The sequence below is a fragment of the Pseudomonas sp. NPDC086251 genome (assembly GCF_044746405.1).
GTDB lineage: Bacteria > Pseudomonadota > Gammaproteobacteria > Pseudomonadales > Pseudomonadaceae > Aquipseudomonas.
In genome coordinates this window covers 844427-862910 of sequence record NZ_JBIVBY010000001.1, presented here as the reverse complement: position 1 = coordinate 862910, position 18484 = coordinate 844427, and the positions used below count along the sequence as shown (strand labels likewise).

Here is an 18484-nt window from a genome sequence, read left to right as displayed (position 1 = left end):
TCCAGCGCCAGGTCGAGTAGTAAAGTGAGCGTCGGCAGCTTGAGCAATTCGTCGAGCAGCGCTTGGTGGTTGCTGTGCTGTTGATGGGTAATGACCGCGCGCTGGTCCTCGAAGACATCGCCTTCGATGACCTCGAATGCCATTTGGATGCTGGTGGCCGCCGCCAGTGTTTTTCGCGGGGCCAACGCCATGAACGCCAGCAGGTCGTCATCTTCGGTCGCACGGTTCAGTCGGCTTTTCAGGTGTTCGGTCAGGGCTGCGCGGCTGTCGAATTTCTGGATGCCGCGGTACGGCGTGTAGAGAATCTCGCCGTGATCATCCGGGGTCGCGCTGAGCACGAAGCTGCCGGCCAACGGGATCGGGGCCAGGTTGCCTGCGCTGACCAGGATTTTCTCGGCGAGCATCGGCGGGCGCTGTTGGCTGCGCAAGGTCTGGCTGGCCAGTTGCAGGTGACTGAACCATTCGAAATCCTTTTGCGTGAGCCCGTAGGTGTTGCCAAGGTCGTTCCACAGGCCGGGTTGCTGGAACACCTGGGGGAAAAACAAGGGAGCAGGAGAGGTGGGCATCGTCGAGTCTCGTTCGGGGCGCCGCGATGTGCGCTTGTGTTTGGAGACTCGAGACTAAAAGTCGCTGACGTGTCGCAGGTGGTAGATAGTTAACACATGCGCTGTCGGTGTTGGTGTAGGTGGGCGCTATCGAAGGGTTGACAGGTCGCTCGCTGCGCGTTGTTAATCGTTCGTCTTCGTACGCTGTTGCCCCCTCCAATAATTAGTCTGGAGCTTCAGATGTCTGCGCCACACGATCATGTGTCTACTGCTGTCTCGCAAAACCTGTCCCTGGATGAGCTGACAGCCTTGCTTGAGAAGATATTCCTGCGCCACGGCACCTCGGCCGATGTCGCGCGGGTGCTGGCCGAAAACTGCGCCGGTGCCGAGCGCGATGGCGCGCACAGCCACGGCGTGTTCCGTATTCCGGGTTACGTGTCGACGCTCAAGAGCGGCTGGGTCGATGGCCAAGCCGTGCCGGTGGTCGAGGACGTGGCCTCGGGTTTTGTCCGGGTCGACGCCGGTAATGGTTTTGCCCAGCCAGCCCTCGCGGCGGCCCGCGCCTTGCTGGTGGAAAAAGCCCGCAGTGCCGGCATTGCGGTGCTGGCGATCCGTAACTCTCACCATTTCGCCGCGTTGTGGCCGGATGTCGAGCCCTTCGCCTATGAAGGGCTGGTGGCGCTGAGCGTGGTCAACAGCATGACCTGCGTGGTGCCGCACGGTGCCGATCGCCCGCTGTTTGGGACTAACCCGATCGCTTTCGCCGCCCCGCGTGCCGATGGCGAGCCGATTGTCTTCGACCTGGCGACCAGCGCCATTGCCCATGGCGATGTGCAGATTGCTGCACGCAAGGGCGAACGCTTGTCGCCGGGCATGGGCGTCGATAGCCTCGGCCAGCCGACGCAAGACCCGAAAGCCATTCTCGAGGGCGGCGCCTTGCTGCCGTTCGGCGGGCACAAGGGCTCGGCGCTGTCGATGATGGTTGAACTGTTGGCGGCGGCGTTGACTGGGGGGAATTTTTCTTTCGAGTTTGACTGGTCCAACCATCCCGGTGCGAAAACGCCGTGGACTGGCCAGTTGCTGATCGTGATCGATCCGAGCAAGGCGGCCGGGCAGAATTTTGCCGAGCGCAGTCAGGAACTGGTGCGGCAGATGCATGGCGTGGGGCTCAAGCGGTTGCCGGGTGATCGACGCCACCATCAGCGCGCCAGGACGAACGCGGACGGCATCCAGCTCGATTCGCAGACGCTGGCCGAATTGCGGGAGCTGGCAGGGCTCTGATACGAATGGCTTTCGTAGGAGCCAGGCTTGCCGGCGAAGGCGCCCTTGAGGACGCCTTCGCCGGCAAGCCTGGCTCCTACAGGTGTCATGTGCGGTGCTTAGCGGCGCGCCAGCAACAACCCGACTACCAGGCCGAAACCGGCGGAGACGGCCACGGTTTGCCAAGGATGACCACCGATGTAGGTTTCCGTGGCTTCGACCGCGGGTAAGGTCCGGTCGCGAACGCTGGTGACCGAGTCCCGGGCCTGTTGGAGTTTCTGGGCGATTTGCCCACGAAGGGTCTCCGCTTCCTCACCGACCAGTGAAGCACTGCTTTTCAGCAGTTTTTCCGACTCTTCGATCAACGATTGAAGTTCGCTGAACGCTTGATCCTTGATTTGATCCGAGGCGGTTTGCGCGGCGGTTTTCCGGGCCATTGAAGTACTCCTTGCAGGTGAATGGACAGTGAACAATGGAGTCCTGCGCGAGTGAAAAAGTTGCAGCGAATTTGCGTGGGGACTCGATCCTGATGAAAAATCCAGCGCAGGACATTTCCGCCTACAGTGTAAGATGTCGCCTATTTTACGCAGCAGGTAATTCCCATGAGCTTCAATCTGGCCGACAAACCCCTCGCCGAGCGCGCTGCGCTGGAAGATGAGAAATCCCGTCTGTTCGATCTTTGGCAAACCAACCTGGGCAAATCCAAGGGCGAGGCCGCACGCTTGTTCGGCGAACGCGCCAAGCGCAAAGGCAAATGGGCCGAATGGGTCCGTTCCGAGCTCGACGGCATGTCGCCGCCGGAATACGCCAACATGGTGCGCAGTGAAGTCAACCGCCTCATGGCCGCCAAATAACACGATCCCTGTAGGAGCACGGCTTGCCGGCGAAGGAGTCCTCAAAATCGCCATCACCAGCAAGCCGATTCCTACGCGCTCGCAAAGCTCGCGACAATCGCCTCGCGCACTTTCACCACCACCGGATCGAGCTGCGTGCTGGTGCGCCAGCCCAGTTCGATCGGGTAACGCGGCAGCGCCAGCGGGCAGGGCAGCACTGCCAGGCCGCTAAGCGCGGCGATGCTTTGCGCCGCATGGGCCGGAATGGTCGCCACCGCCTGACTGCCCTTGAGCAAATGCGGCAACGCGGCAAAGTGCGTGGTCGAAGCGCACACCCGCCGACTCAACCCAAGCGCCGCCAATCCCTCATCGGTAATCCCGATAAAACCGCCCGACGACACCAGAATGTGTTCACGGGCGACGAATTCCTCAAGACTCAGCGTCTGCTGTCCCTCGGCCAGGCTCAGCGGATCCACCAGGCACAGATAACCCCCTTCACCCAACACCTGACGGCTGAGTAACCGTTCGGCAAAACCGCCGGCGGTAATCGCCAGGTCGATGCTGCGTTCCATCAACGCGTGGGCGACGATCTGGCTGTGGGTCTGACGAAAAATCAGCCGCAGCTTCGGTGCACAGATCGCAATGTGCTCGATCAAGCGCCGCCCGTAGGCGATTTCAAAATCATCCGACAAGCCCACCGTGACCGAGCGCCCGTCGTAATGATTGGCGGCCGGATCGACCATGGCCAGGCTCTGGCGGCATTTGTTCAGCGCATCGCTGACCACCGGTTTCAACTGATTGGCCTTGAGCGTCGGGGCAAGGCCACGGCCGGTGCGCACGAACAACTGATCGCCATACACCTCGCGCAGCCGACGCAACGCGGCGCTGACCGCCGATTGTGTTACGCCAAGACGTAACGCAGCGCGGCTCGCGCTTGATTCTTCGTGCAAGGCTTCGAAGACTTTCAGCAGGTTGAGGTCGACGGTGGCGATATTCATTTGGCTCATATCATTCAGCAGTGAATCGGGCTTTATTGATGATCCCGTGGCGTCCGAGAATGAGCAACACCTCATTGCTTTTCGGAGTGACTGCCATGCCCAAGTCCATCGTTGCTGCACTGCAAATCGGCGCTCTACCGGGCGGTAAAGCCGAGACACTGGAACAGATTCTGTCGTATGAAAACGCCATTCTTGAGTCGGGCGCCGCGCTGGTGGTGATGCCTGAAGCGTTGCTCGGCGGGTATCCCAAAGGCGAGGGCTTTGGCACTCAACTGGGCTATCGACTGCCGGAAGGGCGTGAAGCGTTCGCCCGGTATTTTGCCAACGCCATTGACGTGCCCGGCGCGGAGACCGAAGCCTTGGCCGGGTTGTCGGCACGCACCGGGGCGAACTTGGTGATCGGCGTCATCGAGCGCGCCGGCAGCACGTTGTTCTGCACCGCGTTGCACTTCGATCCGCAGGCCGGATTGGTGGCCAAACACCGCAAACTGATGCCGACCGGCACTGAACGGCTGATCTGGGGCAAAGGCGATGGTTCGACGCTGCCGGTGATCGACAGCCAGGTCGGGAAGATCGGTGCGGTGATCTGCTGGGAAAACATGATGCCGCTGCTGCGCACCGCGATGTACGCCAAAGGCGTGGAGGTCTGGTGCGCGCCGACGGTGGACGAGCGCGAGATGTGGCAGGTCAGCATGCGCCATATCGCCCATGAAGGCCGCTGCTTCGTGGTCAGCGCCTGTCAGGTGCAGGACTCACCGCAAGCCTTGGGCGTGGAAGTCGCCAACTGGCCAGCGGACCGACCGTTGATTGCAGGCGGTAGCGTCATCGTCGGCCCGATGGGCGACATTCTGGCAGGACCGCTGCGTGACCGCGCCGGCTTACTCACCGCGCACATCGACACCGACGACCTGGTGCGCGCCCGTTACGACTACGACGTGGTCGGCCACTACGCGCGCCCGGATGTGTTCGAACTAACGGTGGACGAACGCGCCAAACCCGGCGTCCGCTTCAACACCTAAACCCTGTGGGAGCGGGCTTGCTCGCGAAGAGGCCGGCACATTCAAAATCCATGTCGACTGGCAGACCGCCTTCGCGAGCAAGCCCGCTCCCACATTTGAATGGTGTCGTACGTACCGACGCGGGGCCTTGTAGGAGCGAGGCTTGCCCGCGAAGAGGCCGGCACATTCAGCCTCCATGTCGGCTGGTAAATCGCCTTCGCGAGCAAGCCCGCTCCCACATTTGAACGGTGTCGTACGTACCAGCACAGGGCCTTGTAGGAGCGAGGCTTGCCCGCGAAGAGGCCTCCACATTCAGCCTCAATGTCGACAGGCAGACCGCCTTCGCGAGCAAGCCCGCTTCCACAGGGGATTGGAAGGTCAGTGCTGTAGCAGCCACTCTTCACGGGTGATTTCCCAGATTTCCCTTGGGCATCGTCCGCTGACGAAGTTGCCCTCGTCGGTGCGGATCAGGCGCATGCCGGTGCGCTCGGAGAGTTTGCGCGAGCCGATGTTGGGCGCCGCTTTCGGCACACGGAGTACGGGGCGGCCGAGGGTTCCGAACCAGTAATCGGTCACGGCGGCGCTGGCTTCGGTCATCAAGCCTTGACCTTGCCACCCAGGCCCGAGCCAGAAGCCGCGGTTGTTGTCCTGTTCGTTCATCAGGCTAATATTGCCGATCAACTGCTCGGGTGCGGACCTCAACCGTATCGACCAGTGCCATTCTTCGCCGCGGGCCATCGCCGGCAGGGCATTGTCACGCAGATAGGTCAGTGCACCGTCCGCAGGATACGGCCAAGGCACAAGTTCATTCAGGTATCGCACGACTTCCCAGTGCGGGAATTGCTGCTGGATGGCTTCGGCATCGGCCAATTCCAGTGGGCGCAGGATCAAGCGTTCGGTATAGAGCGTGGGTGTGGCGTCCATGTTCTTTGTAGCTCCTTGAGTCGGTGTCACCAGGTGCCGGTTGTCGCCGTGGGCAGGCTGAGTTTGCCGCTGTCCATGAACCGCATCGTACCAAACAGGCCACCCGCCAGTTTGCCGCGCAGCACGTAAGGCAGGTTGTTCAGGGTTTGCGTCTGGCTCAGGCCGAGCGTCTGACGCAGCACCGAGAATGCCGAAACGCTCACCGGCACCGTCAGCACCGTCTCGGAAAAGCGCGCAATCGAGCCCGATTGATCGCTGACGCCAGAGGCGAGTGGCTGGCCGTTGACCTCCAGGTCCAGGGCGACGCCGTTGTAGTCGATGGTGCTGTCATTGGGATTCTGCACGCGGATTTTCACCGCAAAGCGCACCTCCATGTCCTGGCTCTGCAACGGCTCGAAACCCACCACGTTGATGTTCAGCGGATCGCGGTTGGGGAACAGCGCACAGGCGTTCAGCGAGAGCAACAGGACGGAAAGAATGACGGCGTGGACACTGCGCATGGAGGTGCTCTCGTATAAAAAAGGGTTGAACCGTCAGAGGCTCAACCCTTGAGCACATCTAGCGGTTCAACTGTGCGACAGCCCCGAGTGTGGCGGGTTCACCCTTGGCCGGGACTTCCGGGTTTTCCATGACCTGGAGAATCGACGCTTCCGGATCGAAATCGTCTTCTTCCAGCTCGATGAATTCCTCGGGCAGGAAGATATTCAGCACGATAGCGCACAACGCCCCGACGGTGATCGGCGATTCGAAGATGTTGTGCAGCGCCTTGGGCAGCTCGCGCAATACCTCCGGCACCGCCGCGACACCCAGGCCCATGCCGAGGGAAATCGCCACGATCAGCATGTTGCGCCGATGCAGGCCGGCTTCGGCGAGGATCTTGATCCCGGCCACGGCGACGGTACCGAACATCACCAGTTCGGCACCACCCAGCACCGGTTTGGGCATCAATTGCAGCACCGCGCCAATCATCGGGAACAACCCCAGCACCACCAACAGCCCGGCAATGAAAAACGCCACGTAACGGCTGGCCACGCCGGTGAGCTGGATCACACCGTTGTTCTGCGCGAAGGTCACCATCGGCATGCTGTTGAACACCGCCGCCATGGCCGAGTTGAGACCGTCGGCCAGCAGCCCGGACTTGATCCGGCGGATGTAGATCGGGCCTTTGACCGGCTGCCGGGAAATCATCGAGTTGGCGGTCAGGTCACCGGCGGCTTCCAGCGGCGACACCAGGAAAATCACCGCGACCGGCACGAACGCCACCCAGTCGAAATTGAATCCGTATTTGAACGGCACCGGCACGCTCATCAGCGGTACATCAGGCATGCTCGAAAAGTTGACGTCGCCCATGAGCCAGGCGACGACATAGCCGAGGGTCAGGCCGATGACGATCGCACCGAGGCGCAGGAACGGCACATCCACCCGGTTCAACACCACGATGGTCCCGAGCACCAGGGCCGCCAGGGCCAAATGGCTGGCGGCGCCGAGGTCCGTGGCGCCGAAGCCGCCGGCAATGTCAGTCATGGCGACCTTGATCAGCGACAGGCCCATCAGCGTGATGATCGTGCCGGTCACCACCGGGGTGATCAGCATCCGCAGTTTGCCGATGAACTGGCTCAACACCACTTCGATGAAGGCTGCGAAAAAGCACACGCCGAAGATTGTCGAGAGGATTTCATCGGTGCCACCACCACGGGCCTTGACCATGAACCCGGCGCTGAGAATCACGCTGATAAACGAAAAGCTCGTGCCTTGCAGGCACAGCAATCCAGAACCGATCGGGCCGAACCGCCGCGCCTGGACGAAGGTGCCCAGGCCGGAAACGAACAGCGCCATGCTGATCAGATACGGCACTTCACTTTGCAGGCCCAGGGCGCTGCCCATGATCAGTGTCGGGGTGATGATGCCGACGAAACTGGCGAGCACGTGTTGCAGGGCGGCGAAGACGGTCGCGGTCAGGTGAGGGCGGTCGTCGAGGCCGTAGATCAGGTCGTTGTGGCGCGGGGCAGGGGCTTTTTCGGAGGCGGTCATGGGTTTTGTGAGTGCCAGAAGGCGGGCCGGGTCAGAAAATGGAGGCGCAGGATGCCAGCCGCGGGCGGCGAGGGCAACGTACAAGATGATCGTTCCCACGCTCCGCGTGGGAATGCCTCATCGGACGCTCCGCGTTCGTGCTTGGGACGCAGAGCGTCCCTGGCTGCATTACCACGCGGAGCGTGGGAACGATCATTAGGTAAACGCGGTGAGCAAATCCTCCTCAAACGCCTTCTGCGCATCCCCCGGCACTTGCGCACGATGCCGCGCCAGATGAAACGCCACATCAAAACTCATGTCCTCACGACGCACGGCCCGCAGCAACTGTTTGTCTTCCCAGCTGCGGGCGAAGTGGCTGGGCAAGTAACCGACGTGTTTCCCGGAAAGAATAAAGGCGAGGGTGCCTTCGACCTGCTCCGAACGCGCCGAACACCGCTTGCCCTGGAACGGCTCGTCGCTGCGCAGGAAGCGGTAAGGGTGATCGACCCGGTCGCAGGCCTGGAGCGCTTGATCGTCAGGCGCTTCATTGCTGAACAGCGGGTGCCCCGATGCGCAATACAAGTGTTGGGTTTCAGTGAACAGTTCGCGGTAGTCAAACGCGCTTTGCACTTGTGAGAAATAGCCGATCGCCAAGTCCAGTCGTTGTTGCAACAGCAACCGCTCCATCTCGCCAGGCATGGCGCTGATCAGCTCGATGCGCACCGATTCGTCCCGTTCACGAAAGCGCCGGATCGCGTCCGCTACCCGTTGCAGCACCGATTGATCCAGCGCTTCGGACAAACCCAGGCGCACCTCCCCAATCAGCCGCCCGGCCACGCCGTTGGATTGATGGCGGAACGCTTCGATGGACTCGAACAATCCGCGCGTCGCACTGAGCAGTTGTTCGCCCTTGGGGGTGACCTTGAAGCCGCCTTTGCCACGACTGCACAGGCGATAGCCGAGCCGGGTTTCCAGCTTCGCCATTTGCTGGCTGATGCTCGACTGGCTCAGCCCCAGTTCACCCTGCGCCGCGCTGAAACCGCCGCACTCGACCACGCTGACGAAAAGTCTCAGCAGTTGCAGGTCCAGATCATGCAGTTGGCCGAGCATCAAACATTACTCCGGGATAAAGTCAGGATAACAAACTTGATATTTCACCAATGTATCCGACGACGCATGCTGCAGCCACTTCCTCTGGTCAGGTGTTCGTCATGGCTCCCATGTTCAAGTTGTGCTTCCCCGCGCTGTTCCTGGCCATGGCCGCGTCGGCCCAGGCCGAGGACAAGGTTGTTAATCTCTACAGTTGGGCCGATTACGTTGCCCCGGAAACCTTGCAGCGTTTCGAGCAGGAAACCGGCATTCACGTGCGCTACGACACCTTCGACGCGCCGGAGGTGCTGGAAACCAAATTGCTCACCGGGGGCAGCGGTTATGACGTGGTGGTGCCGTCGTCCAGCGTCCTCGCCCGTGGGTTGGCGGCCGGCGCGCTGAAAGCGATTCCTCACGAAGGCTTGAAGGGCTACGCCAACCTTGACCCGGATTTGCTGGCGAAACTCGCGGCGGTCGACCCCGGTAATCAATATGGCGTGCCTTATACCTGGGGCACGCTGGGTCTGGGGATGAATGTCGAAGCGGTGCAGAAACGCCTGCCGAACGTGCCGCTGAACAGCCTCGACCTGCTGTTCAAACCGGAGTACGCCAGCAAACTGAAGGACTGTGGCATCGCGATCATTGATTCGCCGCAGGAAGTGATCGGCCTGGCGTTGCACTATCTGGGCAAAGATCCCTACAGCACCGACAAAAACGATCTCGACGCGGCGCAAACGTTGTTGCATCAGTTGCAGCCTAACGTGCTGTACGTCGCCAGCGGCCGACAGATCAACGACCTGGCCAACGGCAGCGTCTGCCTGGCCCTGGCCTACAACGGCGACGCCAGCATGGCCGCCGATCAGGCGCGCAAGGCCAACAAACCGTACGAAGTCGCCTACCGGATTCCCAAGGAAGGCACGCTCGTGTGGCAGGACAACCTGGCCATCCCCAAGGACGCGCCACACCCCGAAGCCGCCCGCCAGTTCATCGAGTTCATGTTGCGCCCCGAATCCGTCGCGGCGCTGACCAACACCTTGTTCTTTGCCACCGCCAACCAGGCCGCGACGCCGCTGGTGGATGAGGCCGTGCGCACCGATCCCGATATCTACCCGCCCTCCGATGTGCGTGGCCGGTTGTACGCCGACCGCAGCATGAGCCTCAAGGACATGCGTCAGCGCACCCGCTTGTGGACCACTTTCCGTAGCCGCCAATAAAAAGGAATACCTGATGGACGTCCCGATGCAAAACGATCAGGCCATGACCCGCGACAGCCTCTATGGCACCGCCGCCGAAAGTACCTACGCCGGCATCACCAGTTTCATGCGTCGTCGCTACAGCCGCGACTTGCGCGGTGTCGACGTAGCGGTCAGCGGTGTCCCGTTCGACACCGCCACCAGCAACCGCCCCGGTGCGCGTTTCGGGCCGCGAGGCATTCGTGCCGCGTCCACCGGGATTGCCTGGGAGCGCCACTGGCCGTGGACCTTTGATCCGTTCGATCATCTGGCGGTGATCGACTACGGTGATTGCGACTTCGATTACGGTTCGCCGCAGTCGGTGCCGGAAAGCATCGAGGCGCATGCCGAGCACATTCTCAACGCTGGCAGCGCGATGCTGACGTTCGGTGGCGATCACTTCATCACCTATCCGCTGCTCAAGGCGCATGCCCGGAAGCACGGAGCCCTGTCGCTGATTCACTTCGACGCACATAGCGATACCTGGCCGGACGAAGAGGGCAAGCGCATCGACCACGGGACGATGTTCTGGCACGCGGCCAAGGAAGGTCTGGTCGATCCGTCGCGTTCGGTGCAGATCGGTTTGCGCACCACCAATGACGATCATCAGGGGTTTCAAGTGCTGGATGCGCGGCAGGTGCATCGGCAAGGGTGTGAGGCGATTGTCGAAGCCATTCGGGCGCGCGTCGGCGATAACCCGGTGTACCTGACGTGCGACATCGACTGCCTCGACCCGGCCTTCGCGCCGGGCACCGGAACACCGGTGTGCGGCGGCTTGAGCACGGTACAGGCGCTGGAAATCCTCGGCGGCTTGCGCGGGATCAATCTGGTGGGGATGGACGTGGTGGAAGTGGCCCCGGCCTACGACAGCGCGGACATTACCTCACTGGCGGCGGCGACGTTGGCGATGGAAATGTTGTGCCTGTATGCAGCGAAACATAAGGTCGACCGGTAGTACGCGGTCCAAACCTGTGGGAGCGGGCTTGCTCGCGAAGGCGCCGTGTCAGGCAACATTTGTGTTAACTGACACACCGCTTTCGCGAGCAAGCCCGCTCCCACATTTAATCGGTGTCAGGCCACTGGAATGATTGGCAGGTCCAACGTTTCAGCCCCGCTAAACCGCGCTACCGACCCGGCAATGGATTCATGCGGCACACCCTTCGCCACGTCACTCACGCCATCAAGCCGCGCCAACTGATCAGCACTTAACTGCACGTCCAGCGCGCCCAATGTCGCGTCCAGCTGTTCGCGGGTGCGTGAGCCGAGAATCGGGATCAACGCGGTGGTCGAGCGCTTGGCTTTTTCCCGCAGCCAGGCAATGGCCACGTGAGTCGGGCTGGCAGCCAGTTCCGCGGCGACGGCCAGTAAGGAGTCGAGCAGGGCGGTTTCCCGAGCGCTCTTTTCGGCGTGAACCAGCATGCCGAGCTTGGTCGCGCGGTTGTCCGCTTCGCTGGTGCGGTACTTGCCGGTGAGGAACCCGCCACCCAGCGGCGACCACAGCGTCGCGGCCAAACCCAGGGCTTCGGCCATGGGCAGTTGTTCCCGTTCGGCGGTGCGTTCGGCCAGGCTGTACTCGACCTGGATGGCCGCAATAGGAGCGAAACCACGAACTTCGGCCAGCAGATCGGCCCGGGCGATGCGCCACGCCGGGAAGTTCGACAGCCCGGCGTAGTGGATCTTGCCGGCGCGAACCAGGTCGTCGAAACCGCGCAGGATCTCTTCCATCGGCGTCACGCCATCGCTCATGTGCGCCCAGAACAGGTCGAGGTGGTCGGTCTTCAGTCGCGTCAGGCTTTCTTCCACGGCGCGAACCATGTTCTTGCGGTTGTTGCCGGTGTGGGAAATACCTGCAGCCGGTGTCGTACCGAGCGTGTATTTGCTGGCGATGACCAGGCGATCCCGTTCCGCGGCGATGAACTCGCTGAGCATCGCTTCCGATTGGCCCGCTTGATAGCCGTTGGCGGTGTCGATGAAGTTGCCGCCGGCCTCCAGGTAGCCATCGAATATGCGTTTGGCTTCATCGCGTTCGGCGCCATGACCCCAGCCGGTGCCGAAATTACCGGCGCCCAACGCCAGTTCGGAAACCCGCAAGCCGGTTTTACGGCCAAAGACTTTGTAGTGCATGGGATGACTCCTGAAGGAAAGGGCGTTGGGGCGAAATATAAATGTCTAGCGACATGTATTAAATATGATTGCAGTAATATTCCACGTCAAGGTGCATTTGCATGCGCGAAAAAAGGACCGACCACCGGACTCAGTGGCTACTGCCACTTTCTGACAGGGGCCTCTGCTAAGCTCCGACAACTTTTACCGACAGAGCACGCCCATCGTGTCGCGGACCACTCGTTTACTCACCTTGTTGCAAGTGCTACGTGGCAAAAGCCGGCCCGTCACGGCGGCGACGCTGGCTGGCGAACTGGATATTTCCGAGCGCACGCTGTACCGCGACATCGCCGAACTCACCGCCCTGGGTGCACCGATCTATGGTGAGGCGGGCATCGGCTACGTCCTGCGCAGCGGTTTGTTTCTGCCACCGTTGATGCTCAACGCCGACGAAACCGAAGCCATCGTGCTCGGTTTGCGCTACGTCGATCAGCGCGGGGATGAGGTCTTGAGCAAAGCCGCGGCCGATGCGCTGGCGAAGATTGCTGCGGTGTTGGCCCCGGAAGCGCTGGAGGCGCTGCGCAACCCGACGGTGCTGCCGGGGCCGCCCGGTTATGGCTTTGCACCGAACGCGGTGCCATTGAACGTGTTTCGCCAGGCCATCCGCGATCAGGCCAAGCTGCACATCGACTACGCGGATGCCCAGCAGGTGCCCAGTCAACGGCTGATCTGGCCGCTGGCATTGGGGTTTCTCAATGAGGTGCGAATCATTGTCGCCTGGTGTGAGCTGCGCGGTGCTTATCGGACTTTTCGCACCGACCGGATCTCAGCCGCCAGCGAGCAGGGCGAGCGCTATCCGGGGCGGCGCAGCGATCTGTTGCGTACCTGGCGCAAGCAGATGCAACTGGATGAAGCAGGGCGTTTCACTCCTGACAAGAACTGACACAGGCTTGTTTTAGCATGGTTCCAGAATCAATAAACAAGGAGCCGCAACCATGTCCAATTCCGCCTCTTCACTGGCGCCCGCCATCGCCGCGTACATTGCTGCCGCCAATGCCCGCGACACTTCCAGGGTCACCAGTTTTTTCGCTGAGGATGCCAATGTGTTCGATGAAGGTCAGCACCGGATTGGCACCCAGGCCATCGCCCAATGGATGGAAGACACCGCCCAGCGTTACCAGCCACGGGTCGAAGTGCTTGACGTGCAACTGCGCACCGGCAAAGTGCTGGTGCATAACCTGATTTCCGGCACGTTCCCCGGCAGCCCACTGGAACTGCGCTACATGTTTCGCCTGAATGAACAAGGCAAGATCGCCCGGCTAGACATCTCCCTGTAACCGGGCCGTATACTGCGGCGCATGAATGTCGACTCTCCCCTCAGCGCCTGGCAGCGTGCCATCGAACAGAAGGGCTTCGTCCAGGACGAAGCCCAGGAACATGCCGTCTGGGCGCTGCAAAAATGCTACGAAGCCTTGCACGAAGGGCGCACGCCGATCACCGGCGTGTACCTCTGGGGCCCGGTCGGGCGTGGTAAAACCTGGTTGATGGACCAGTTTTACCAAAGCCTGAAGGTCCCGGCCCGGCGTCAGCACTTTCACCACTTCATGGGCTGGGTGCATCAGCGTTCGTTCCAGCTGACCGGCACCGCCGACCCTCTGAAGGCGCTGGCGCGCGAGCTGAGCGAGGACGTGCGGGTGCTGTGCTTCGACGAGCTTTTCGTCAATGACATCGGCGATGCAATCATTCTCGGGCGCTTGTTCCAGGTGATGTTCGAGCAAGGCGTGGTGGTGGTCTGCACCTCCAACCAGCCGCCAGATCAACTCTACGCGGACGGCTTTAACCGCGACCGCTTCGTGCCCGCCATCACGGCGATCAAGCAGCACATGCAGGTGATTGCCGTGGACGGTGGCGAGGATCATCGCTTGCACCCCGGCCAGGGTTTGCAGCGTTACTGGGTGGCGGCGCCCGGGCAGCCTGGCGCGTTGAGTGAGGTGTTCAAGGCGTTGACGGTCGGCCAGTCGGTGTCCAGCGAGCCGATCAAGGTCGGTTACCGTTCGCTCAATGTGGTACAGGCCAGTGAATCGGTGCTCTGGACTCGTTACGCCGATCTCTGCGAACAGCCTTTCGCCGCCATGGATTTCATGGCCCTGTGCGACACCTTCAAGGCTATTCTGTTGAGTGACGTGCCCAATCTCAGCGCGCAAAAACGCGAAGGACGCATCGCTCGCGGGACTGAAGACGGTGTCGAGCGGGTGGTGGCGGGCGATCGCCAATTGCCGCAATTGTCGGTGCATGACGACGGTGTGCGACGTTTCATCGCCCTGGTCGACGAGTGCTACGACCGCAAAGTGCCGCTGTACCTCGAAGCGCAGGTCGCCATGGAGTCGCTCTACACCGAGGGTTATCTGGAATTCCCGTTCCGCCGAACCCTCAGTCGCCTACAGGAAATGCAGCTGCAACGTTTCGCCGAAGCCTGAACTCAAGGAGCCGCGAACATGAATCAGCCTCTGTCGCACCATTTGCTGACCATGGCCTATCAGAACGCCTGGGCCAATCATCGACTGGCCAAGGCCTGGAGCCAGTTGAGCGGCGCGGAATTGGCGGCGCCGCGGGTCAGTTTCTTTCCCAGTTTGCGCGCGACGCTCAACCACATTCTTACCTGCGACTGGTTCTACGTGGATGCGCTGGAGCGGGAGTTGCGCGGGGATGATCCGCACCCGGATTGCTACGTGTTCTTCAACAAAGACGAGCCGTTCACGCAGGCCGTAGACCTCAAGCGCGAGCAAGCCCTGGTGGACCGGCGTCTGATTGCCTATTGCGAGCAAATGCGTGATGCCGACCTTGGGAAAATCGTCACCATCGCCCGGGATACGCCGCAACACGACAGTCGCTTGCGCATGCTGTCCCATCTGTTTGAACACCAACTCCATCATCGCGGGCAGGTTCACGCCATGCTCAGCGGCACCTCGGTCAAACCGCCGCAACTCGACGAGTTTTTCTGCGCCGGCGAGTCGGGGTTGAGGGCGGAGGATTTTGCCGAGTTGGGGTGGACCGAGGCGTTGATTTGGGGGCACTGAAGATCAAAGGATCGCAGCCTCGTTGCACTCGACAGCTCCTACACGGGTGTACGCCATCCCCTGTAGGAGCTGTCGAGTGCAACGAGGCTGCAATCTTTTGATCTATTGTCAGCACCCCAGCGCTCGCGATAGGGTCGTTCGGCTTTCCAGTGCGAGCAGCGCGCTGGGGCTACTTGATGTGTAAACGAGGGTGGAAATGGAATCCGCAGAAATTCTTGTGCTTCAGGCCAGCTACACCAATGCGGTGCATGCCGAGGCGATTGGCCTGGTGTTGAACCATTACGCCGAAGACCCGATGGGCGGTGGTCACGCCTTGCCCGCCGATGTGTTGCAACAACTGCCGGGAGAACTGGCCAAGCGGCCTTATGCATTCAGCGTACTGGCGTTCGTGGGAGGAGAGCCGGCCGGGTTGGTCAATTGCTTTGAGGGTTTCTCTACGTTTGCCTGCCGACCGTTGGTCAACGTGCACGATGTGGTGGTAGTGAAGAAGTTTCGCGGGTTGGGCTTGAGCCAGAAGATGCTGCAAAAGGTCGAGGACATCGCCCGCCAGCGTGGCTGCTGCAAAATCACCCTGGAAGTCCTGGAAGGAAATGCAGTTGCCCAGGCGTCCTATGGCAAGTTCGGTTTCGCCCAGGGCATGTTCGACCCGTCTCACGGGCGGATGCTGTTCTGGACCAAACCGCTGTAGTCGCAACGACGAAAAACCTTGTAGCAGCTGCCGAAGGCTGCGTCCGGCTGCGCAGCAGTCGTAAACCCTGAGTCCCCGGTGTTTCTGGTTCACCGCGTTGGCAGGATTTACGACTGCTGCGCAGCCGGACGCAGGCTGCGCCAGCTGCTACAGATTGTGTTGCGGCTTACTTCGGTTTGTAGGTCTCGGTCACTTGAGCGGTTTGATCGTCCGGAACCCGCAGTCCAGCGCCTTTGTCCTCGGTGGTATTACCCAACGCCTGCTGTTGGTGGTACCGCAGGGTGTCGAAGTAATACCGCATGCGTTCGGCGCCACCTTCGGCAAAGGCGTTTGCCGAAACGAACGTCATCAGTCCAGCGACCATCAGGGGTACAGGTTTCATGGTTTGCCTCCCACTGCGTAGATCGGGTGCGTTTTCATCCATGAGCCAATGCAATCTCGAACGCGCCCATTATCCGCCGATTTCGTTACGTGGGAATTAATAACCCCTAGAGCCTCCAGTCCAGGCTCAGGGTCACCGTGCGCGGGGCGCCCCAATAATTGCCGTTGTAGAACCCGACGTTCTCGTAATACTTCTTGTCGAACAGGTTATCCACGTTCAACGAGGCCGACAGCTGCCTGTCAAACGCGTAGCGCGACATCAGGTTGACCACGGTGTAGGCCTCCTGGCGGATGTTGGCTTTTTCGGTGATCAGCTCGCCATCGGCGTCGCGACCGACCGGGCGTCTGGCGGCGCGGAAGATGTCGCTCTGCCAGTTCACCGCGCCACCCACGGTCAGGGCCTGCCAGTCGCCGGGCAGGTGATAAGCGGTAGAGATCCGGAGCATGTTCAGCGGTTGGTTGGTGTTGCTGCGCTGCTTTTCGCCATTGAGCGAGTGGGTGTAGGTGTAACCGGCGGTCATGTTCCAGCCCGCCATGACCTCGCCCGAGACCTCGGCTTCGAAGCCCTGGACCTTGCTGCCTTTACCGCCGGACTTGAAGAATTCCTCGTTGGTCACCGGGTCCGGTGGCACCGAGTCATCGAGTTCTGCGACGTTGTCCTGCTTGCTCCAGAACAGCGCGGTGGCAAGGTTCAGCCGCTCTTCCAGCAGACTGCCCTTGAGCCCCAGTTCATAGTTGCTGCCCACCACCGGTTCAAGGTATTTGCGGCTGCTGTCACGATTGGATTGCGGTTTGAAAATGTCGGTGTAGCTGACGTAAACGGTGTACTCCGGGGTGAGGTCGTAGAGCAGGCCGGCGTAGGGCGTCCACATGTCGTTGTGCTGCTGGCGGGTGTTCTCAGAGCCGCTCAACTGCAGATTGCCGTCATAGCTATAGGACGTTTTCGAGGCTTTCCAGCTGCCATAACGGCTGCCGAGCACCGCGTGCAGGTCATCCGTCAGGCTCAGGCGAGTGGCGAGGTAACCGGCCTTCTGCCGCGTACTGTCTTTCGACGCGGGGAGGCTGGTGACCGTGTCGGGAAACTTGGCGATGTCACCCATGTATTTCCAGTCGCGGATGCTTGCGTAATCATCGGCGATGGCGCCGTCCACCGTGTAGGGATTGTCTTCACTGCGCTCGGCTTCGCCATAACCCAGCATCAACTCGTGTTCGCGGCCCAACAGCGAATAGGGGCCGGAGATATTGAAGTCATAAGCCTTCATTTTTTGCGTGCCGATCATGTGGCTGACGTTGGCGAACATGCCACTGCGATCGACATTCGGGAAGCCGCCACCGCCGTAGTAGATCTTGCCGTCGGTGTCGCTTTCGCGGTGGGTGTAGGCGGCTTTGAGGTGCCAACCGGCACCCAGTTGATGGTCAAGATTGGCGAACGCGGTTTTGTCCTTCAGCGGCCAGGAACTCCAGGACGTGGCCATGTTGGTGGAGCGCCCGAGGTTGGCTTTGCCGCCATCAGAGTTCCAGTAAGGCACGGTGCCCCAGGACGTGCCCTGTACGTGTTTGTTCTGATAGTCGTAACCCACCGCCAGCACGGTGTCGTCGGTCAGGTCGGCTTCGAGAATCCCATAGCCCACTTCCCGTTGCTGCTGATATTTATCGCGATAGGAATCACTGTCGCGATAGGCCACCACGCCACGTCCGCGCAGGCGTCCGTCGAAGGCCAGGGGCCCGCCGACGTCCAGGTAACTGTAGTAATCGTCATAGCTGCCGCCGCTGACACCGGTCTTGGCTTCCCACTGTGCCGTCGGCCGTTTGCGCACCATGTTGATGGTGGCGGAAGGATCGCCTGCGCCCGTGGTCAGGCCGGTCGCGCCGCGAACCACTTCGATGCGGTCGTAGATGATGGTGTCCGAATCGGACTTCATGTAGCTGAAGGTGTTCAGCATGCCATCGACCTGGAAATTGTTGATCGAGTAGCCGCGGGAGTAGTAACCGACCCGGTCCGAGTCGTTGTGCTGAACCACCACGCCGGTGGTCTGGCTCATGGCTTTGGAGAGCGAGTCGAGTTTGAAATCGTCCATTTGCTGGCGCGTGACCACCGACACCGATTGCGGGGTTTCCTTGATTGACAGGTTCAGGCGAGTGGCGGTGCTCATGGCGCCGGTGGTGTACGACTCAGTGTTTTCGGTGGTGCTGCCCAGGCCTTGGGCGGTGACGTTGGTGGCACCCAGTTCCAGGGTGCGGCCGAGGGTTTGGTCAGGCTCGGTTTCAGCCAGCAAATCCGGGCTCAGGGCGACACTGCACAGGCCCAGGGTAAAAGTCATGGAACGGGTGATAGGCGCGAACATC

19 protein-coding genes are annotated in these 18484 nt (G+C 61.1%); 10 read left to right on the top strand and 9 right to left on the bottom strand.

Annotated elements, in window-relative coordinates; genetic code table 11:
* Positions 1–785: 785 nt before the first annotated feature.
* Entirely contained in the window at positions 786–1826 is a 1041-nt protein-coding gene (locus ACIPL2_RS03790; protein WP_401353090.1) for an Ldh family oxidoreductase, read from the top strand.
* A 98-nt stretch (positions 1827–1924) separates the two neighbouring features.
* Here ACIPL2_RS03790 and ACIPL2_RS03785 read toward each other — a convergent pair whose 3' ends face one another.
* Positions 1925–2242: a YqjD family protein gene (locus ACIPL2_RS03785; RefSeq protein ID WP_401353089.1), complete on the bottom strand. Its 318-nt coding sequence runs from the start codon at positions 2240–2242 to the stop codon at positions 1925–1927.
* Between the two features lie 165 nt (positions 2243–2407).
* Between ACIPL2_RS03785 and ACIPL2_RS03780 the strand changes: the two genes are divergently transcribed.
* Positions 2408–2659, top strand: coding sequence for a hypothetical protein (locus ACIPL2_RS03780; protein WP_059405118.1), 252 nt, complete (start codon positions 2408–2410; stop codon positions 2657–2659).
* A gap of 71 nt (positions 2660–2730) precedes the next feature.
* Here the strand turns inward: ACIPL2_RS03780 and ACIPL2_RS03775 are convergent, their stop codons facing one another.
* Positions 2731–3645 carry a LysR family transcriptional regulator gene (locus ACIPL2_RS03775; protein ID WP_401353087.1) on the bottom strand — a complete coding sequence of 305 codons (915 nt, stop codon included), beginning with the start codon at positions 3643–3645 and terminating at the stop codon, positions 2731–2733.
* Between the two features lie 86 nt (positions 3646–3731).
* Between ACIPL2_RS03775 and ACIPL2_RS03770 the strand changes: the two genes are divergently transcribed.
* Positions 3732–4655 carry a carbon-nitrogen hydrolase family protein gene (locus ACIPL2_RS03770; RefSeq protein ID WP_401353086.1) on the top strand — a complete coding sequence of 308 codons (924 nt, stop codon included), beginning with the start codon at positions 3732–3734 and terminating at the stop codon, positions 4653–4655.
* 357 nt (positions 4656–5012) lie between these two features.
* On the opposite strand, the gene ACIPL2_RS03765 is transcribed toward ACIPL2_RS03770, so the two are convergent.
* From ACIPL2_RS03765 to ACIPL2_RS03750, 4 genes are all read right to left on the bottom strand, one after another.
* Positions 5013–5558 (bottom strand): GNAT family N-acetyltransferase, encoded by a 546-nt coding sequence (locus tag ACIPL2_RS03765; RefSeq protein ID WP_401353084.1) that lies wholly within the window; start codon positions 5556–5558, stop codon positions 5013–5015.
* Between the two features lie 26 nt (positions 5559–5584).
* Entirely contained in the window at positions 5585–6058 is a 474-nt protein-coding gene (locus ACIPL2_RS03760) for an LEA type 2 family protein (protein ID WP_401353082.1), read from the bottom strand.
* Positions 6059–6116: 58 nt separating this feature from the next.
* A complete protein-coding gene (locus ACIPL2_RS03755) occupies positions 6117–7589 on the bottom strand; it encodes a nucleobase:cation symporter-2 family protein (protein WP_401353080.1) in 1473 nt (490 codons plus the stop codon).
* A 195-nt stretch (positions 7590–7784) separates the two neighbouring features.
* On the bottom strand, positions 7785–8678 hold the full coding sequence (locus ACIPL2_RS03750; RefSeq protein ID WP_401353079.1) for a LysR family transcriptional regulator: 894 nt from the start codon (positions 8676–8678) through the stop codon (positions 7785–7787).
* A 101-nt stretch (positions 8679–8779) separates the two neighbouring features.
* Between ACIPL2_RS03750 and ACIPL2_RS03745 the strand changes: the two genes are divergently transcribed.
* Together ACIPL2_RS03745 and speB are read left to right on the top strand one after the other, a co-directional pair.
* Complete coding sequence (locus ACIPL2_RS03745; protein ID WP_401353077.1) at positions 8780–9871, top strand: polyamine ABC transporter substrate-binding protein; 1092 nt, start codon at positions 8780–8782, stop codon at positions 9869–9871.
* 13 nt (positions 9872–9884) lie between these two features.
* Positions 9885–10844: an agmatinase gene (gene speB, locus ACIPL2_RS03740; RefSeq protein ID WP_401353076.1), complete on the top strand. Its 960-nt coding sequence runs from the start codon at positions 9885–9887 to the stop codon at positions 10842–10844.
* 116 nt (positions 10845–10960) lie between these two features.
* On the opposite strand, the gene ACIPL2_RS03735 is transcribed toward speB, so the two are convergent.
* Positions 10961–12013, bottom strand: coding sequence for an aldo/keto reductase (locus ACIPL2_RS03735; protein WP_401353075.1), 1053 nt, complete (start codon positions 12011–12013; stop codon positions 10961–10963).
* 205 nt (positions 12014–12218) lie between these two features.
* On the opposite strand from ACIPL2_RS03735, the gene ACIPL2_RS03730 reads away from it, so the two are divergent.
* From ACIPL2_RS03730 to ACIPL2_RS03710, 5 genes are all read left to right on the top strand, one after another.
* The gene (locus tag ACIPL2_RS03730) at positions 12219–12935 is read left to right on the top strand and encodes a helix-turn-helix transcriptional regulator (protein ID WP_401353073.1); all 717 of its coding nucleotides are present in this window, start codon (positions 12219–12221) and stop codon (positions 12933–12935) included.
* Between the two features lie 52 nt (positions 12936–12987).
* Positions 12988–13329, top strand: coding sequence for a nuclear transport factor 2 family protein (locus tag ACIPL2_RS03725; RefSeq protein ID WP_401353071.1), 342 nt, complete (start codon positions 12988–12990; stop codon positions 13327–13329).
* 21 nt (positions 13330–13350) lie between these two features.
* The gene (gene zapE / locus ACIPL2_RS03720; RefSeq protein WP_401353070.1) at positions 13351–14469 is read left to right on the top strand and encodes a cell division protein ZapE; all 1119 of its coding nucleotides are present in this window, start codon (positions 13351–13353) and stop codon (positions 14467–14469) included.
* A gap of 18 nt (positions 14470–14487) precedes the next feature.
* A complete protein-coding gene (locus ACIPL2_RS03715; RefSeq protein ID WP_401353068.1) occupies positions 14488–15069 on the top strand; it encodes a DinB family protein in 582 nt (193 codons plus the stop codon).
* A 196-nt stretch (positions 15070–15265) separates the two neighbouring features.
* Entirely contained in the window at positions 15266–15757 is a 492-nt protein-coding gene (locus ACIPL2_RS03710; RefSeq protein ID WP_401353067.1) for a GNAT family N-acetyltransferase, read from the top strand.
* Positions 15758–15923: 166 nt separating this feature from the next.
* Here the strand turns inward: ACIPL2_RS03710 and ACIPL2_RS03705 are convergent, their stop codons facing one another.
* Together ACIPL2_RS03705 and ACIPL2_RS03700 are read right to left on the bottom strand one after the other, a co-directional pair.
* Positions 15924–16139 carry a hypothetical protein gene (locus tag ACIPL2_RS03705; RefSeq protein ID WP_401353065.1) on the bottom strand — a complete coding sequence of 72 codons (216 nt, stop codon included), beginning with the start codon at positions 16137–16139 and terminating at the stop codon, positions 15924–15926.
* A gap of 106 nt (positions 16140–16245) precedes the next feature.
* The gene (locus tag ACIPL2_RS03700; protein ID WP_401353063.1) at positions 16246–18483 is read right to left on the bottom strand and encodes a TonB-dependent siderophore receptor; all 2238 of its coding nucleotides are present in this window, start codon (positions 18481–18483) and stop codon (positions 16246–16248) included.
* Position 18484 lies beyond the last annotated feature (1 nt).

Excerpts from the sequence above, each read along its gene's own strand:
- ACIPL2_RS03790 (WP_401353090.1), top strand. The coding sequence starts at position 786 with ATGTCTGCGCCACACGATCATGTGTCTACTGCTGTCTCGCAAAACCTG.
- ACIPL2_RS03785 (WP_401353089.1), bottom strand. The coding sequence starts at position 2,242 with ATGGCCCGGAAAACCGCCGCGCAAACCGCCTCGGATCAAATCAAGGAT.
- ACIPL2_RS03780 (WP_059405118.1), top strand. The coding sequence starts at position 2,408 with ATGAGCTTCAATCTGGCCGACAAACCCCTCGCCGAGCGCGCTGCGCTG.
- ACIPL2_RS03775 (WP_401353087.1), bottom strand. The coding sequence starts at position 3,645 with ATGAGCCAAATGAATATCGCCACCGTCGACCTCAACCTGCTGAAAGTC.
- ACIPL2_RS03770 (WP_401353086.1), top strand. The coding sequence starts at position 3,732 with ATGCCCAAGTCCATCGTTGCTGCACTGCAAATCGGCGCTCTACCGGGC.
- ACIPL2_RS03765 (WP_401353084.1), bottom strand. The coding sequence starts at position 5,558 with ATGGACGCCACACCCACGCTCTATACCGAACGCTTGATCCTGCGCCCA.
- ACIPL2_RS03760 (WP_401353082.1), bottom strand. The coding sequence starts at position 6,058 with ATGCGCAGTGTCCACGCCGTCATTCTTTCCGTCCTGTTGCTCTCGCTG.
- ACIPL2_RS03755 (WP_401353080.1), bottom strand. The coding sequence starts at position 7,589 with ATGACCGCCTCCGAAAAAGCCCCTGCCCCGCGCCACAACGACCTGATC.
- ACIPL2_RS03750 (WP_401353079.1), bottom strand. The coding sequence starts at position 8,678 with ATGCTCGGCCAACTGCATGATCTGGACCTGCAACTGCTGAGACTTTTC.
- ACIPL2_RS03745 (WP_401353077.1), top strand. The coding sequence starts at position 8,780 with ATGGCTCCCATGTTCAAGTTGTGCTTCCCCGCGCTGTTCCTGGCCATG.
- speB (WP_401353076.1), top strand. The coding sequence starts at position 9,885 with ATGGACGTCCCGATGCAAAACGATCAGGCCATGACCCGCGACAGCCTC.
- ACIPL2_RS03735 (WP_401353075.1), bottom strand. The coding sequence starts at position 12,013 with ATGCACTACAAAGTCTTTGGCCGTAAAACCGGCTTGCGGGTTTCCGAA.
- ACIPL2_RS03725 (WP_401353071.1), top strand. The coding sequence starts at position 12,988 with ATGTCCAATTCCGCCTCTTCACTGGCGCCCGCCATCGCCGCGTACATT.
- zapE (WP_401353070.1), top strand. The coding sequence starts at position 13,351 with ATGAATGTCGACTCTCCCCTCAGCGCCTGGCAGCGTGCCATCGAACAG.
- ACIPL2_RS03715 (WP_401353068.1), top strand. The coding sequence starts at position 14,488 with ATGAATCAGCCTCTGTCGCACCATTTGCTGACCATGGCCTATCAGAAC.
- ACIPL2_RS03710 (WP_401353067.1), top strand. The coding sequence starts at position 15,266 with ATGGAATCCGCAGAAATTCTTGTGCTTCAGGCCAGCTACACCAATGCG.
- ACIPL2_RS03705 (WP_401353065.1), bottom strand. The coding sequence starts at position 16,139 with ATGAAACCTGTACCCCTGATGGTCGCTGGACTGATGACGTTCGTTTCG.
- ACIPL2_RS03700 (WP_401353063.1), bottom strand. The coding sequence starts at position 18,483 with ATGTTCGCGCCTATCACCCGTTCCATGACTTTTACCCTGGGCCTGTGC.